Here is a 16,492-nt window from a genome sequence, read left to right on the forward strand (position 1 = left end):
ATGCCGGGCTGCCCTGGAAACCGCGTGAAACTGCTTGCCTTCGACACCAGCACCGAGCTGCTCTCTATCGCCCTGTTGCCGGGCGCGGGCCGAGCCGTGCTGACGCACGACGGCGCGGGCGGCGCGCAGGCTTCGGCCGCGCTGATCCCGGCCATCGAGGGCCTGCTGGCCCGGGCCGGCTTGCAGCTGGCGCAGCTCGACGCCATCGCCTTCGGCCGCGGCCCGGGCTCCTTCACCGGCCTGCGCACGGCGGCCGCCGTCGCCCAGGGCCTGGGCTTCGGTTCCGGCGTGCCGGTGCTGGCGCTGGACACCTTGCTGGCGGTGGCCGAGGACGCGCACGCGCGCAGCGGCGCCACGCAGGTGCTGGCCGTGCTGGATGCCCGCATGGGCGAGGTCTACGCCGCCGCCTACCGCCGCCGCGCCGACGGCCAGTGGGACACCGAACAGCCGCCGCAGCTGGGCAAGCCCGAGGCCATTGCCCTGCCCCCCGGCTGGACCGTCGCCGGCAATGCCCTGGCCCTGTTCGGCGACCGCCTGCCGGCCGGCGCCGTGGCCGCCTTGCCCACGGCCGCGGCGCTGTTGCGCCTGGCGCCGGCGGCGGTGGCCTTGCATCCCGGTGCCGATGCCGCCCAGGCACTTCCGCTCTACATCCGGGACAAAGTGGCGCAAACTACCGAGGAGCGCGCCGCCGAGCGCGCCCGCAAGGAGATGAACCGCGGTCCCGCCGCGGGCCAGCCGCCATGAGCGCAGTGTTCAAGACCATGGAAGCGGGCTTCGAGCCCATGACCGAAGCCAACCTGGACGAGGTGGTGGCGATCGAACGCGCCGCCTACGCGCATCCCTGGACCCGCGGCAACTTCTCGGACTCGCTCAAGTCCGGCTACCAGGCGCAGCTGCTGCGCGGCGGCGAAACCCTGCTGGCCTACTTCGTGGCCATGAAGGGCGTGGACGAGGTGCACCTGCTGAACATCACCGTGGCGCCCTCCTTCCAGGGCCAGGGCTGGGGCCGGGTGATGCTGGACGCGCTGGCGATCTGGGCCCGCGGCCAGGGCGCCCAGTGGCTGTGGCTGGAAGTGCGCACCAGCAACACGCGCGCGCAGGAGGTCTACCTGCGCTACGGCTACCGCCGCGTGGGCGAGCGCAAGAACTACTACCCCGCCGACGGTGGAAGAGAAGACGCCATCGTCATGAGCTACAAGCTGTGAGCCTGGATCTCGACAAGCGCCAGCGCGCGATGCTGGAGGAGATGGGCATCCGGGTGTATTGGCCCGAAACGCCTGAAGCCGAACCGGAACCCGAACATGTTGCGCCGCCCGTGGCGCGCGCCGCGCCGGCCCCGGCGCCGGTGGCGCAGCAGCGCCCGGTCCCTGCAACGGCACCGGCACCGATGCGTACTCCGGGTCCCGCTGGCGCCGGTCTCTTCGGCGCCGGCGACGCGCAACCCGATTACCTGCTGCTGCTCGACCCGGCCACCGAGGACGAGGAGCGCCAGGGGCAGCCGGTGCTGGGCGATGCCGGCAAGCTCCTGGACAACATGCTGGCCGCCCTGGGCGTGAGCCGCAAGCGCAGCGTCTACCTGGCCTGCGTGCCGCGGTCCGGGCTCGAGGGCGTGGACGAACTGCTGCGGCAGCAGGTGGAGCAGCTGCGGCCCCGCGTCATCCTGGCGATGGGCCGCTTCGCGGTGCAAGGCCTGCTGCGCAGCGGGGAGCCGCCGGGTCGGCTGCGCGGACGGGCGCACGACTTCGCCGGGGTGCCGGTGGTGGTGACCTACCACCCGGCGTACCTGCTGCGCAACCAGGCAGACAAGGCGAATGCGTGGGCGGACCTGTGCCTGGCGCGGTCGCTGCTCGATTGATGGCGGGGTCGCTGGCGCGAACCCACCCTACGCAGGCGCGGTGCGCGGCGTGAACGCCGACGGCGCCAGCGTCCGCGCCGCGTAATCGATCCCGCTGAAGGCTGCATAGTCGGCCACGCTGCGCACGCGGCCCAGGCCATACACCCCGAGCGGCTCGCCGGCCACGAGCGCCGCCAGCCGCTGCTGCGAGCGCTGCTCCAGCGTCCACCAGCTTTCGCTGCGCTGCGCCTCGTGCGCCGCGTCCCAATGCATGGGCCGCGGCGGCGCGCCCGAGGCCGCATCGTTGTACAGGTGGTGCACCGGCAGCGCCGGCATGTGGAACAGGTCCCAGCCGTGCGTGTAGAGCCGCAGCGCCAGCGCCTGCTCTTCGCCGTGGAAGTAGAACCAGGGGTCGTACGGAAACTCGTAGGCGATGCGCCCCGGCGCGAACAGGCAGCCCGCGCCGAGGTGGAAGGCGGGCAGGGCCTGCGTGCTTTCGACCGGGTGCGCCTCGAACGGCAGCACGGGATGTTCGCGCGCGAACTGCGCGTCCGGCTTCAGCACGTGCGCGAGCACGCCGCTGGCCGTGATGGGGCGCCGCACCGCGCGATGGCCTTCGAAGGCAAAGGCGTTGGGGTAGGACGACAGGACCAGCCCGCGCGCCGGGGCGCCCAGGGCTTGCGCCTGCGCCACCAGCCGCAAGTCCCAGTCGGGGTCGAAGTCCATGTGCGAGTCGAGCTGCAGGAACCAGTCCTCGCCGTCGTACAGCGACATGGCCACGGCGCGCGCCCAGCAGGGGCCGCGGGCCTGGAGGGCATCGAAGCGCAGCTTGCTCACGCGCGCGCCACCGCCCGGAGGCGGGGCGGCGACCATGCCGGCCAGTGCCTGGTCGACGATGCCGAAATGCAGGCGCTCCGGATGGCGGGCGCACGCCACCGCGCGCCCCAGCGTGAAGGGCAGGACCGGGTCGCAGTAGGAGGCGATGCTGACGAAGATGCGCATGGACCGCTTTGGCCGCATGGTAGCAATGACGCGTCCGTGACATATGCCGCAGGCCGGCTCCCTCATTTGGCGGTGGCGCCGGTTTTCCCTCGTCCGGTTTATTGCGACAGATGTAACCCCGTGCTACCGTCGCCGGGGTGTGTAGTGCGCGCCGTGCCGCAAGGCCGGGAGTCGGCAGCGCCCAGTTCTCCCAACAACAAGACCAACGATCCCACGACGCGGCTGCAGCGCCTGCCGGTTCCGGCGCGCGCGGCCCGAGGAGCTCAGAGATGCCCAGGCTTGCCACTCGCGCCCCCCGTTCCGGCGCGCCGACGTACCACCCGGCGCTGGCCGGCTTCCGCCCCGCCGCCGCGGCGCTGGCGGTTGCCGCCGCGTTCACCTTCCCGTTCCCGCTGCGCGCGCAGCCGGTGGGCGGCCAGGCGGTCGCGGGCCAGGCCAGCTTCGTGCGCAACGGGGCCAACCTGCTGGTGACGACGCAGAACGCGGCGGGCAGCAACCACTCGGCGATCAACTGGCAAAGCTTCTCGGTGCCGCTGGGCAGCGTCACCCAGTTCAACCAGCCTTCGGCCACCAGCACTTCGATCAACCGCGTGCTCGGTCCGGATCCTTCCTCGATCTTCGGCACGCTGAGCTCCAACGGCCGCCTCGTGCTGGTCAACCCCGCGGGCATCGCGGTGGGCAAGGGCGCGGTGGTCGACACCGCGGGCTTCACCGCGTCCACGCTTCCCATGAGCGAAGCCGACGCGATCGCCGGCCGCCTGCGCTTTGCGGGCAATGGCGGCGCGCTGCAGGTGGACGGCTCCATCGTCGCCCGCAGCGGTGACGTCGTGCTGATCGCGCCGACAGTGCAGGCGGGCGCCGATGCCGTGGTGCAGGCGAACGGTTCCACGGTGCTGGCGGCGGGCCAGAAAGTGGAAATCACGGGCCGCGGGCTGGAAGGTATCCGGCTGGAAGTGCAGGCGCCGGAGAACCAGGCGGTCAACCTCGGCACGCTCAAGGGCGACGCCGTCGGCATCTTTGCCGGCACGCTGAAGCACAGCGGCATGGTGCAGGCGACGGCCGTGACCAGCGAAGGCGGCAAGGTGCTGCTGAAGGCGCAGGGCGACAACCTGGTCAGCGGCGCGGTGCAGGGCCGCAGCATCGACGTGCTCGGCGAGCGCGTGGGCCTGCTGGCCGGCGCGGCGATCGATGCGAGCGGCGCGCAGGGCGGCGGCCAGGTGCGCATCGGCGGCGACTACCAGGGCCAGAACCCGGACGTCCAGAACGCGAAGCGCACCTATGTCGACGCGCGGGCCACCATCAAGGCGGACGCGACGGAGCAAGGCAATGGCGGCCGCGTGATCGTGTGGTCGGACGAAGCCACGCGGATGCACGGGCAGATCAGCGCACGCGGCGGCGCGCAGGGCGGCGATGGCGGCTTCGTCGAAGTGTCGGGCAAGGATTTCCTCGCCTTCACCGGGCGCGCCGATACGCGCGCGCCGCAGGGCACGGCGGGCACGCTGCTGCTGGATCCGAACGACGTGGAGATCGTCGCGGCCGGGACGACGCTCACCAACCCGTCGCCGCAGTCGGGCGGCTATTTCGATGGCGGCGACGGCACGACGCAGATCGATGCCGGCGTGCTGGGCGCGCAGCTGGAAGCCAGCGACGTCCAGGTCACGACTTCCTACGGCAGCAACGGGCCGCTCGGTGGACAGATCCACCTCATGAACACGGCGGCCGTGAACTGGGGCACCGGCAATTCGCTGTCGCTGAACGCCGACAAGGGCATCGTCCTGGACGGCGCCATCTACGCACCCGCAGGCCAGCTGCACTTCGTCAGCCAGGTGGGCGACATCGTGCAGAACGCCGGCAGCACGATCACCGCGGCGACGCTCTACGCCGCCACCGGCGCCTACGGCAGCACCATCGGCAGCGAAGGCGGCCGGGTCCTGATGGACACCCCCGGCGCCTCCAACGCCATCGGCACCATCGCGGGCCACGCCTACGGTCCCGGCGCCGAATTCCGCTTCCAGAATGTCGGTGCGCTCACCATCGGCTCCGTGTCGACCTATTGGGGCGGCGGCAGCGGGATCACCGTGTACGACGGCCCCAATGCCGGCGCGATCGTGGTCGGTGCCGCCAGCGGCAACCTGACTGTCAATGCGAGCAGCTACGTGCAAGGCGGCACCGTGCAGCTGAAGGCTGCGGCGGGTGACCTGAACGTGGACGGCGCCTCGGTCTACGGGCAAGCGGGGGGCGTGTTCCTCGACGCGACCGGCAGCGTGAACGTCGGCCTCGCGAACTACTCGTACCTGCAGGGCTCCGGCGGCGGCACGGGCGGCGTGCGCATCAATGCCGGGGCCGACGTGAACTTCGGAACCTACGCCGGCACGGTCTACACGGCCCGCTCGCCGATCGACATCACCGCCGGCGGCAGCATCCTCGGCGGCGGCTACTTCTACTCCGGCGGATCGCCCGACGGCTGGGTCCATCTCACGGCCACCAACGGCAGCGCCAGCTTCAACACGATCAACTCCAACGGTTCGTATTCGGGCCTGCCGGCGGGACCCGTGCGGGTCGTGGCCAAGGGCGACGTCACCGGCAACACGATCTACGCCAATTCCAGCTACACCTACGACCCCCTGGCTCCGGCCGGGGGCGACGTGTGGGTGGAGTCCAGCCAGGGCAGCATCTCGCTGGGCTCCGTCTACGCAAGCGGCGCGAGCAACTATTCCTCGCTCGGCCCCGGCGGCGGCGGCGGCACGATCATGCTGCGCGCACTGGGCACGGGCGGCGAGATCCGCCTGGCCGGCAGCATCGACGCCTCGGGCGGCTACTCCTACCAGGACGGCGGGCAGGGCGGCACGATCACGATCCAGGCCGACGGAGTCGTGAGCGTGGGCGGCGGCCTGACCGTGAGCGGCGGCAGCACCAGCTACGGCGGCACCCCCGGCAATGGCGGCCGTGGCGGCGACATCGACGTGAGCTCGGCGAACGGCAGCGTCACGCTCTACAGCGCGGATGTGCGCGGGGGCTCGACCTCCATGACCGGCAACGGCGGCGACGGCGGCACGATCAGCCTGCGCGCGTTGGGAACCGGCGGCACGGTGACCGTGCAGAACACCATGTCCGCGCAGGGCGGCTACGCCTCCGATGGCGACGGCGGCAAGGGCGGCGCCGTGCAGGTGCAGACCGACGGCAACGCGCAGCTGACGCAGGTCGACGCGAGCGGCGGCAGCGGCGGTCCCGCCGCCACCGCCAAGGGCGGCGACGGCGGCACGCTGGAGGTCACGGCCAGCAACGGCGGCATCGCCTTCGGCACGATGAGCGGAAGCAGCATCGCCTCGTATGGCGGCGCCATGGTGAACGGCGGCAGCGGCACCTCGCTGGCGGCCGGTGGCCTGGGCGGCGCGATCACGCTGCAGGCGCAAGGCGGCGCGGTGCTCGTCACCGATGCCCTGCATGCGCAAGGCGGCGGTGCGCAAAACGGACCGGCCGGCAATGCGCGTACCGGCGGTGCCGGCAATGCGGTGACGATCAATGCGGCTGGCGGCATCGACGTCAACTACATCTACATCGACGGTGGATCGATGTACGCCGGCGCCGGCGGCCTGGGGGGCAAGGCGGTGCTGTCCTCCACGGGCGGCAATGTCCGCGTCGCCTATACGACCGCCGAAGGCAGCCAGGGCGGGGAAGTCCGCCTGACGGCAAGCGGCGGCAGCATTTCCGTGGACAACATCGACGTGACGGGCCGCTACGGCTACTCGACCCCCGGCGGCGAGGGCGGCACCATCGTGCTGAACGCAGCGGGCGACGTGAGCGCCGGCGGCACGCTCTACGCCAACGGGAGCGGCAGCGATTCCCTGCCTGCCGGCAAGGGCGGCACGATAGCCTTGACGGCCGGCGGCTCGGTGTTCCTGAACACCGTCTCGGCCTATGGCGGCTATGCCTATTCGGCGGCCGGCGGCGGCGCCGGCGGCACGATCCAGGTGCTTTCCACCGGGGGCGACGTCAACGCGAGCGGCAGCCTGGATGCCAGCGGCTCCTATGGCGGCAAGGGCGGCGCGGTGACCGTCACGGCCGATGCCGGCAACCTCTCCCTGCAGGGCGTGTCCGCGAGCGGTGGCTACACCAGCAGCGGCGTGTCGGGCGGCGACGGCGGCACGATCCTGCTGCGGGCGCCGGGCACCGGCGCGCTAGGCGGCAACATCACGGTGGCCGGCACGCTGGAGGCCAGCGGCGGCGGCACCTACGACGGCGGCACGGGCGGCAAGGGCGGCACCATCACCGTGCAGGCCGACAAGCAGATCCAGCTGGCGTGGGTGACCGCGCCCGGCGGCCATGTCAATGCCACCCTGGGTTCGGGCGGCGGCGGCACCGGCGGCACGGTGCTGCTGTCTTCTTCGACCGGCAACGTGGCCGTCAGCGAGACGATCAACGTCGTGGGCGGCAACGGCATTCCGGGCGGCACCGGCGGCAGCGTGCAGGTGCTGGCGCCGGCCGGGTCGGCCAGCCTGTACGACATCAACGCGCAAGGCGGCTCGAGCATGGCCGCGACCGCCACCGGCGGCACCGGCGGCACGGTGGATGTGCAGGCCGGCCAGGACATCAGCTTCTATTCCATGCAGGTGAATGGCGGCGACGCCTACTACTACGGCAGCAGTGGCAACGGCGGCCAGGGCGGCACCGTCCTGCTGCGCGCCGGCGGCCAGGTCACCGGTAACTACATCTACGCCTTCGGCGGCAATGGCGGCAACGGCCAGGTGGCCGGCGAAGGCGGGGGCGCCGGGGGCACCGGCGGCGTGATCACCGTAGAGGCGGGGGGCGGCGACCAGACCTTCGACAACCTCTCGCTGGCCGCCGGTGGCGGCAATGGCGGCTATGCGTTCTACGACACCCTCAGCCCCGCTGCCGGCGGCGCCGGCGGGGGCGGTGGCAGCGTGACCGTCAAGGCGACCGCCGGCAACCTCACCCTGCAGAACGTGGCGCTTGCCGCGAACGGCGGCATCGGCGGTTACGACAACACCGACTCCGCGTCGGCGGCCGACGGCCCCGGCGGCGGCGTCAAGGCGCAGGCCGCGGGCAACCTGGTCGTGGCCACCAGCCAGTTCACCGGCGGGGCCAGCTTCACCGGCATGGCGGGCGGCAACATCGACGTCCTCGGTGTCCTCGATACCGGTAGCGGGACGGCCACCCTGACCGCTGCCGCCACGGTGTCCCTGCAGAACGGGATCACCAGCGCTGCAGCTGGCGACGCCGTGGTCGTGGCCGCGAACAACATCGATGTGGGCGTGTCCGGCGCGATCAATACGGCCAACGGCCGCTGGCTGGTCTACCTGCCCGGCCTGGCCGGCAACAACTTCGGAACGCTGGCGTCCGACAACTACGCGCTGTGGGGACGCAGCTATACCGCGAACCCGCCCGGCACGATCGCCGAGACGGGCAACCGCTACCTGTTCGCAATGCAGCCGACGGTGGACATCGTCGCCAAGGCGAGCAGCAAGGTCTACGACGGCACGGCACTCAACTTCGACCTGGGCTTCACCAACTCGCCGCTGGTCGACGCGGCGGCCTACGGCAACGTGTTCCTGCAGGACGTCTTCACCGGCGCGCTGCAGGCGCCCGCGGCGAACAAGAACGTCGGCAGCTACGCGATCTCGCTGGGCACGCTGGGCGTGGCCGGCTACCTGGTGAGCTCGTTCACCGGCAACATAGCCAGCATCACGCCGCGCACGCTGACCGTGGGCGCGACGGCCGCCAACAAGGTCTACGACGGCACGACGGCCGCCGCCGTCACGGGCTTCACCGACAACCGCGTGGCCGGCGACGCGCTCACGCTGTCTTCCACTGCGGCCAACTTCGACACCAAGAACGTAGGCACGGCCAAGCCGGTGACCGTGGCAGGCCTGGGCATCACCGGAACGGATGCGGGCAACTACGTGCTGGCGAGCGGCAGCACGCTCACCAGTGCCGACATCACCCCGCGCACCTTGAACGTGGCTGCCACCGCAGCCAACAAGGTCTACGACGGCACGACGGTTGCGGCCGTCACGGGCTTCTCCGACGACCGTGTCGCCGGCGATGCCCTCACGCTGTCTGCGACTTCGGCCAGCTTCAACAACAAGAACGTGGGCGCCGCCAAGCCGGTGACGGTGGCGGGCCTTGGGGTGACGGGCACGGACGCGGGCAACTACGTCCTGGCCGCGCCGAGCACGGTCACCAGCGCCGACATCACGGCGCGGACGCTGAACGTCGCTGCGACCGCCGCGAACAAGGTCTACGACGGCACCACCGCGGCCACCGTGACCGGCTTCACCGACGACCGCGTGGCAGGCGACACGCTCACGCTGTCTTCCAGCGCGGCGAACTTCAACAACAAGAATGTCGGCACCGCGAAGCCCGTGACGGTGACGGGGCTGGGTGTCACCGGCACGGACGCCGGCAACTACGTGCTGGCCGGCGGCAGCACGCTGGCCAACGCCGACATCACCGCGCGCACGCTGACCGTGGGCGCGACGGCCGCGAACAAGGTCTACGACGGCACGACGGCAGCCACTGTCACCGGCTTCACCGACAACCGCGTGGCCGGCGATGCGCTCACGCTGTCTTCTGGCTCGGCCAGCTTCAACAACAAGAACGTCGGCACGGCCAAGCCGGTGACGGTCGCGGGTCTCGGCGTCAGCGGGACGGACGCCGGCAACTACGTGCTGGCCGGCACCAGCACGGTCACCAGTGCCGACATCACCGCGCGCACGCTGACCGTGGGTGCGACGGCGGCGAACAAGGTCTACGACGGCACGACGGCGGCCACCGTCACCGGCCTCACCGACAACCGCGTGCCCGGCGACACGCTCACGCTGTCTTCCTCCTCCGCCAGCTTCGACAACAAGAACGTCGGCACGGCCAAGCCGGTGACGGTGGCCGGCCTCGGCGTGACCGGCACGGATGCCGGCAACTACGTGCTGGCCGGCAGCAGCACGCTTGCCAGTGCCGACATCACCCCGCGCGCCCTGACCGTGTCCGCAACCGCGGCCAACAAGGTCTACGACGCCACCACCGCGGCCACCGTCTCGACCCTGAACGACAACCGGGTGGCGGGCGATACGTTGACCGTGTCCGCCGGCGCGGCCAGCTTCAACGACAAGAACGTCGGCACCGCCAAGCCGGTCAACGTCACCGGGCTGGCGCTCTCGGGCGCCGACGCCGGCAACTACACGCTGGCCAGCACGTCGGCCGCCAGCAGCGCGAACATCACGCCGCGCCCGCTGAACGTCGTGGCGAGCGCGCAGGACAAGGTGTACGACGCCACCACCGTGGCCGCGGTCACCACGACGGACGACCACATCGCCGGCGACGCCCTGACGGTGAAGGTGGGCGCCTCCAGTTTCTCCGACAAGAATGCGGGGCTCGACAAGACGGTGACCCTGGGCGCCATCGGCCTGACCGGCGCGGACGCCGGCAACTACATGCTGACCGGCGTGCCCACCACCAGCGTGGCCGACATCACCCAGCGTTCGCTCGTGATCGCCCTGAGCGCGCAGAACAAGGTCTACGACGCCACCACGGCAGCGACGGCCAGCGCCACGGACAACCACCTGGCGGGCGACTCGGTCGCCGTCGCGGTGGGCAGCGCCAACTTCAGCGACAAGAACGTGGGCACGGCCAAGACGGTGACCGCATCGGGGCTCACCTTGACCGGGGCCGACGCCGGCAACTACGCGCTGGCCGGCACGTCGGCCACCGCGACCGCCGACATCACCCCGCGGCCGCTGTCGGTGGCGGTGAGCGCGCAGAACAAGGAGTACGACGCCACGACCGCGGCCGTCGCCACGGCGTCGGACAACCGCATCGCGGGCGACGCCTTGACCGTCGGCATCGGCAGCGCCAGCTTCGCAGACAAGAACGTCGGCAGTGGCAAGGCGGTGAGCATAGTCGGCATCACCTTGTCCGGCGCGGATGCGGGCAACTACGCACTGGCCACCACCTCGGCCACCAGCAGTGCCAGCATCACGCCGGCGCCGGTGACGGTCGCGGCCGACAACCTGGCCAAGGCGCAGGGCACCGAGCTGGTGTTCGCGGGGACCGAGTTCTCCGCCAGCGGACTGAAGGGCGGCGAAAGCATCACCTCGGTGAGCCTGGCCAGCCCCGGAGCGCCCAGCGCGGCACCGGTGGGCGCGTATGCGATCACCCCGAGCGCGGCCGTCGGCGGCAACGGCTTCCTGGCCGGCAACTACACGGTGACCTACCTGAATGGGGCCTTGGGCGTGTTCTCGCCGGCGCAGCAGCCGGAGATCAACGGCCCGGTCGCGACCTTCGCGACCCTGTTCGTCGAGCAGGCCAAGGCGCAGGACACGCTGGACAAGAAGAAGACGGACATCGGCAAGGACGACATCGTCGTCACCGATACGCAGTGCAAGCCCTGAGCCTGCGCTGAGGGATCAGTAGCGCGGCAGGTCCGGGTGCTTCACCTGGCCGCCGCGCACCAGCATCTTCCCGTACTCGGCGCAGCGGTTCAGCGTCGGGATCACCTTGCCCGGGTTCAGCAGGCCCTGCGGGTCGAAGGCACGCTTCACGCCCAGCATTTGCTCGCGCTCCTCGGCGCTGAACTGCACGCACATCGAGTTGAGCTTCTCCACGCCGACGCCATGCTCGCCGGTGACCGTGCCGCCCATGGCGACGCTGGTCTCCAGGATGTCGGCGCCGAACAGTTCGCAGCGGTGCAACTGGTCGGCATCGTTGGCATCGAACAGGATCAGCGGATGCAGGTTGCCGTCGCCGGCATGGAAGACGTTCGCGCAGCGCAGCCCGTACTTCTTCTCCATCTGCTGGATCGCCAGCAGGATGTCGGCCAGCCGCTTGCGCGGGATGGTCGAGTCCATGCACATGTAGTCGGGGCTGATGCGGCCGGAGGCGGGGAAGGCGTTCTTGCGGCCGCTCCAGAAGCGCAGGCGCTCGGCCTCGTCGCGGCTCACGGCAATGGCGGTGGCGCCGGCGGCGCGCAGCACCTCGCTCATGCGGCCGATTTCCTCCTCGACCTCCTCCGGCGTGCCGTCGCTCTCGCACAGCAGGATGGCTTCGGCCGTGAGGTCGTAGCCGGCGTGGACGAAGTCCTCGACGGCCGCCGTCATCGGCTTGTCCATCATCTCCAGGCCGGCCGGAATGATGCCGGCGGCGATGACCGCGGCCACCGCGTCGCCGGCTTTGCGCACGTCGTCGAAGCTCGCCATGATGCAGCGCGCGAGCTGGGGCTTGGGCACCAGCTTCACGGTGACTTCGGTGATGACCGCCAGCATGCCTTCGCTGCCGACCATCACGGCCAGCAGGTCGTAGCCCGGGGTGTCGAGCGCGTCGCTGCCGAACTCCACCGGCTCGCCGGCCGCGGTGAAGCCGCGCACCTTCAGCACGTTATGCAGCGTCAGGCCGTACTTCAGGCAGTGCACGCCGCCCGAGTTCTCGGCGACGTTGCCGCCGATGGTGCAGGCGATCTGGCTGGAGGGGTCAGGGGCGTAGTACAGGCCGTGGCCGGCGGCGGCTTCGCTGATCGCGAGGTTGCGCACGCCGCATTGCACGACGGCCGTGCGCGCAACCGGATCGAGCTTCACGATGCGGTTGAACTTGGCGAGCGACAGGGTCACGCCCAGTGCATGCGGCATGGCGCCGCCCGACAGGCCCGTGCCGGCGCCGCGCGCCACCACCGGCACCTGCAGGGCGTGGCAGGCCTGCAGCACGCCTCGGACCTGGTCTTCGGTTTCCGGCAAGGCGACGACGAGCGGCCGCTGCCGATAGGCCGTAAGGCCGTCGCATTCGTAGGGCGTGGTGTCTTCGGCCTGGTAGAGCAGTGCGTGGTCCGGCAGCACGCGGCGCAGCGCGGCGACCACCTGGGCCTGGCGTTCGGCGCGCTGCAGGGTCTGGGGGTCGTGGGGGGCGTTCATGCCGTGATTGTGGAGCGGGCGCGCGCCGGTGAATTGAAAAAATTGCGGCGGGGGCGTGAATCGCCGCGGTTCGCCTGCGGGCTCACCACGGCCTACGTGACGACGAACACGCGGCGAAAGCCGGGGTTGCCACCCCGGCCTACGAGAGAGCTGCTTTGTAGGCCGGGGCGGCAACCCCGGCTCTCCCGTAGGCCGTGGTGAGCGGCGAAGCCCGAACCGCGGCCAGGCTAGACCATGGTCACCGGCATATGCCCCGTATCCCGCGCATGCGGCTCCATGTGGTGCACCACGCGGTTGGAGCGCTCCAGCATCAGGTCCAGCGTGCGGTCCAGCCGCCGCATCAGCTGATGCTCGTCGGCCACCGCGTCCTCGCCCAGCTGGATCGCGCCATCGGGCGCCGACGCGGTCACCACGCGGAAGCGCAGGCTCAGGTCGCGCGGCAACTGCGGGACTTCCTCCAGCCCGCGCGCCACGATGTGCTGGGCCAGCAGCCGGCGCCGGTCCTCGGACTGCGAGCCTTCGGTCAGCACGGTGAAGCGGGTGTCGGCCGTGCGGCAGACCGTATCCACGTCGCGCACGACCGCGGACAGGCGCGAGGCGGCCACCACCAGCGCGCGGTCGCCGGCTTCGCGGCCTTCGCGCGCGACGATGTCGCCGTGGTTGCTCAATTCCACCATCAGCACCGAGCAGCGCTGCCCGGTACGGCGCGCGCGCCGCAGCGCGTCCTGCAGCCGCAGGCGCAGCACGGGCGCGATCGCCAGGCCGGTGAGCGGGTCGGTGCTGTCGAGGGCGCGCGTGCGCACGCGGCTCTCGCTGAAGTCCTTGGCGCGCGAGTGCAGGATCCACAGCAGCAGCGGAATCTCGATGGCGGACCCGATCAGCACCGCGTACTGCGTCACCCAGCTGTCCGGCAGCACGCCGGCGGCGCGCAATGCGGGGAAGGGATAGGCCAGGTGCACCGGCAGAAACCCCAGCAGCAGCCAGCCGGAATAGCGCTCGCCCTTGCGCCAGGACCAGAAGCACAGGCCGATGCTCACCGCCACGGAGCACAGGCCGTAGAGGTTCAGCAGCGCATAGGCGACCGGTCCGCGCGCGACCAGGTAGGCGAGCGCCAGCGCCACGCCCGCCACGGAGAACAGCTGCGCAAAGCGGTCGACGCGGCGGTTGTGGCGCTGCAGCGCCGTCGCTTCGCGCACGAACCAGATGCCCGCCGCCACCATCGGCAGCATGAACAGCGCCGGCGCCGCGTCGTTGATGGCCGCCGAATCGCGCCAGAGCAGCACGCCGCCCAGGCCCGTGAAGGCCAGCTGGAACAGCAGCATGAAGGCGACGTAGCAGCAGTACGCGTGGAAGACGCGGTCGCCGTACAGGCGCCCGTGCATCGCGCCGACCACGAACACCAGCAAGCCGAAGCCCAGGTAGCCGCCCACCAGCAGGTAGGTCCACTGGCGCCGGAACTGCAGGCCGTCATCGGTGATCAGTTCGACGAAGGGGCTGCTGGGAGCGGGCTGGTTGGCGATGCGCAGCCAGACCGCGGACGGCTCGCTGGGTTGCACCGTGAACAACGGCGAGAAGTGCGGATGCGCCCACCGCGCCACGGGGATGTGGTCGCCCGCCCGCTGCTCCCGCCAGGCGCCGGCGGCGCTCTGCGTGAACAGGCTGGCGTTGTCGATGAAGGGGGAGCCGGGCAGCAGCAGGTACCAGCGATGCGCCGCATCCAGCGCCGGAACCTCGAAGCGCATCCACAGCGCACCGGCGCCGAGCTGGAAGGCCCGGTGCCTGTCCATGGGTTGCAGGCTGGCCGCGCCATGCAGCACGTCGGCTATGCCGGCCTGTCCGGTCGGGTCGACCCAGTACTGGCCTTGCAGCGTGATGTCGCCTTCGCCGGCAACGGCCGCATGGGCGCCGGCCGCAGCGGCCAGCAGGAACAACAGAGCGAACGCGCGCAGGAGCAAGGACTTCACTGGCCGGTACTCTCCAGGCGCTTGCGCAGCCACTCGGAAAAGGCGGCGCACTCCCAGCGATCCAGCGTGCCCGTGCGCCAGCACAGGTAGTGCGCGTGCGGGCTGGCCACGTTGCGCGCCGAGAGCCGCACCAGGGTGCCGTTGTCCAGCCAGGGCTGGCCCAGCTTCAGGCGCACCAGCGCCACGCCGAGCCCTTGCGCGGCCGCGTCGCACAGCAGGCCGATGTCGTTGAAGGACGAGCCCTCGGGTTCGGGAACATCCAGCCCGTGCGCGGCGAACCAGGTGCGCCAGGGCTCCAGCGGGCTGCGGATCAACTTGGCGGCCAGCAGGTCCTGCGCCGATTCGATGGGCCCGTGCTCACGCAGGAAGGCGGGCGAGGCCAGCGGCGTCACTTCGTCCGTGAGAAGGCAAACGTGTTCGACGTCCGCGTAGCGGCCCGAGCCGAAGCGGATGGTGAGGTCGGCGTCTTCCGCCACCACGTCCAGCAGCGGAATGGTGACCTGCAGCGTGAGGTCGATTTCGGGATAGGCCTCGATGAAGCCGCGCAGCCGCGGCATCAGGATGGAACGCGCGAAGGTCGGCGTCACCGCGACCCGCAGCTTGCGCTTGCCGGCCGCCTCGCGCCCGGGAAAGCGCCCCAGCACCGCCAGCCCTTCCCGCACGTGCGCCAGGTATTCGCTGCCTTCAGTGGTGAGCGAGAAGTCCGCACGGCCGAAGAGGCGGGTGCCGATCACCTCTTCCAGCTGGCGCACGCGGTGGCTCACCGCGCTGGGCGTCACGAACAGCTCCTCGGCGGCCAGCGTCACGGAGCGCAGCCGCGCGAGCGCCTCGAAGGTCAGGAGGCACTGGATCGGCGGGATGCGCGCCGCGCTCATGTCAACGGAAGATGACGGTCTTGTGCCCGTTCAGCAGCACGCGATGCTCGCTGTGCCACTTGACCGCGCGCGCGAGCACCTGCGCTTCCGTGTCGCGGCCGGTGGCGGTGAGGTCTTCCACCGTGTAGCCGTGGTCCACGCGGGCCACGTCCTGCTCGATGATCGGGCCCTCGTCGAGGTCCGCCGTCACGTAGTGCGCGGTGGCGCCGATCAGCTTCACGCCGCGTTCGTGCGCCTGGTAGTAGGGCTTGGCGCCCTTGAAGCTGGGAAGGAAGCTGTGGTGGATGTTGATCGCCCGGCCGGACAGCTTGCGGCACAGGTCGTCCGACAGGATCTGCATGTAGCGCGCCAGCACCACCAGCTCCGCACCTTCCGATTCGATCACCTCGTACTGGCGGGCCTCGGCCTGCGCCTTGGTAGCGGCGGTCACCGGGATGTGGTGGAAGGGAATGTTGTAGCTGGCCGCCAGCTGGTAGAACTCGCGGTGGTTCGACGTGATGGCGCGGATGTCCAGGTTCAGCAGGCCGCTCTTCCAGCGGAACAGCAGGTCGTTGAGGCAGTGGCCTTCCTTGCTCACCGCGATCACCGTCTTCATCGGCTGGTCGCCGGCATGCAGCTTCCAGTCCATCCTGAAGGGCTCGGCGAACATCTTCAGCTGGGTGCTCAGGTCGTCGCGCGTCAGCTGGCCGCAGGCGAAACGCACGCGCATGAAGAACAGGCCCGTGTCGTGGTCGTTGTACTGCGCGGCTTCCTCGATGTTGCCGCCCCGCTCCAGCAGGAACCCCGAGACGGCGTGGACGATGCCCGGGCGGTCCGGGCAGGACAGGGTGAGGATGTAGGCTTGGGACATAACGTTGCCATTGTCGCAGGGCGTCGTTGACCCGCCCCGGCCGGCCCGGGCAT

The 16,492-nt window shown here is 70.8% G+C and carries 9 protein-coding genes; 4 read left to right on the top strand and 5 right to left on the bottom strand.

Annotated features, from left to right (window positions below; translation table 11 throughout):
• The first annotated feature begins 24 nt into the window (after positions 1–24).
• From tsaB to LZ009_RS18710, 3 genes are read left to right on the top strand one after another with little or no spacing between them, the layout of a single operon-like run.
• Positions 25–744 (top strand): tRNA (adenosine(37)-N6)-threonylcarbamoyltransferase complex dimerization subunit type 1 TsaB, encoded by a 720-nt coding sequence (tsaB, locus tag LZ009_RS18700; RefSeq protein WP_275699477.1) that lies wholly within the window; start codon positions 25–27, stop codon positions 742–744.
• Positions 741–1,205, top strand: coding sequence for a ribosomal protein S18-alanine N-acetyltransferase (rimI, locus tag LZ009_RS18705; RefSeq protein WP_346730760.1), 465 nt, complete (start codon positions 741–743; stop codon positions 1,203–1,205). The genes tsaB and rimI overlap by 4 nt, the downstream gene beginning before the upstream one ends.
• Entirely contained in the window at positions 1,202–1,855 is a 654-nt protein-coding gene (locus LZ009_RS18710; protein WP_346730761.1) for a uracil-DNA glycosylase, read from the top strand. The genes rimI and LZ009_RS18710 overlap by 4 nt, the downstream gene beginning before the upstream one ends.
• A 27-nt stretch (positions 1,856–1,882) precedes the next feature.
• Here the strand turns inward: LZ009_RS18710 and LZ009_RS18715 are convergent, their stop codons facing one another.
• Positions 1,883–2,836 (bottom strand): GlcNAc-transferase family protein, encoded by a 954-nt coding sequence (locus LZ009_RS18715; protein ID WP_275699478.1) that lies wholly within the window; start codon positions 2,834–2,836, stop codon positions 1,883–1,885.
• Positions 2,837–3,105: 269 nt separating this feature from the next.
• Here LZ009_RS18715 and LZ009_RS18720 point away from each other — a divergent pair, with 269 nt between their 5' ends.
• On the top strand, positions 3,106–11,241 hold the full coding sequence (locus tag LZ009_RS18720) for a YDG domain-containing protein (RefSeq protein WP_275699479.1): 8,136 nt from the start codon (positions 3,106–3,108) through the stop codon (positions 11,239–11,241).
• A gap of 15 nt (positions 11,242–11,256) precedes the next feature.
• On the opposite strand, the gene LZ009_RS18725 is transcribed toward LZ009_RS18720, so the two are convergent.
• From LZ009_RS18725 to purU, 4 genes are all read right to left on the bottom strand, one after another.
• On the bottom strand, positions 11,257–12,750 hold the full coding sequence (locus tag LZ009_RS18725; protein ID WP_275699480.1) for an FAD-linked oxidase C-terminal domain-containing protein: 1,494 nt from the start codon (positions 12,748–12,750) through the stop codon (positions 11,257–11,259).
• Between the two features lie 227 nt (positions 12,751–12,977).
• Positions 12,978–14,714, bottom strand: a complete 1,737-nt coding sequence (locus LZ009_RS18730) for a sensor domain-containing diguanylate cyclase (RefSeq protein ID WP_275699481.1) — start codon at positions 14,712–14,714, stop codon at positions 12,978–12,980.
• On the bottom strand, positions 14,711–15,589 hold the full coding sequence (locus LZ009_RS18735; RefSeq protein ID WP_275699482.1) for a LysR substrate-binding domain-containing protein: 879 nt from the start codon (positions 15,587–15,589) through the stop codon (positions 14,711–14,713). Before LZ009_RS18735 ends, LZ009_RS18730 begins: the two co-directional genes overlap by 4 nt.
• A gap of 1 nt (position 15,590) precedes the next feature.
• Positions 15,591–16,439: a formyltetrahydrofolate deformylase gene (gene purU, locus LZ009_RS18740; protein WP_275699483.1), complete on the bottom strand. Its 849-nt coding sequence runs from the start codon at positions 16,437–16,439 to the stop codon at positions 15,591–15,593.
• Between the last annotated feature and the right edge of the window lie 53 nt (positions 16,440–16,492).

Origin of the sequence: Ramlibacter paludis, assembly GCF_022012305.1 — a bacterium.
Classification (GTDB): domain Bacteria; phylum Pseudomonadota; class Gammaproteobacteria; order Burkholderiales; family Burkholderiaceae_C; genus Ramlibacter; species Ramlibacter paludis.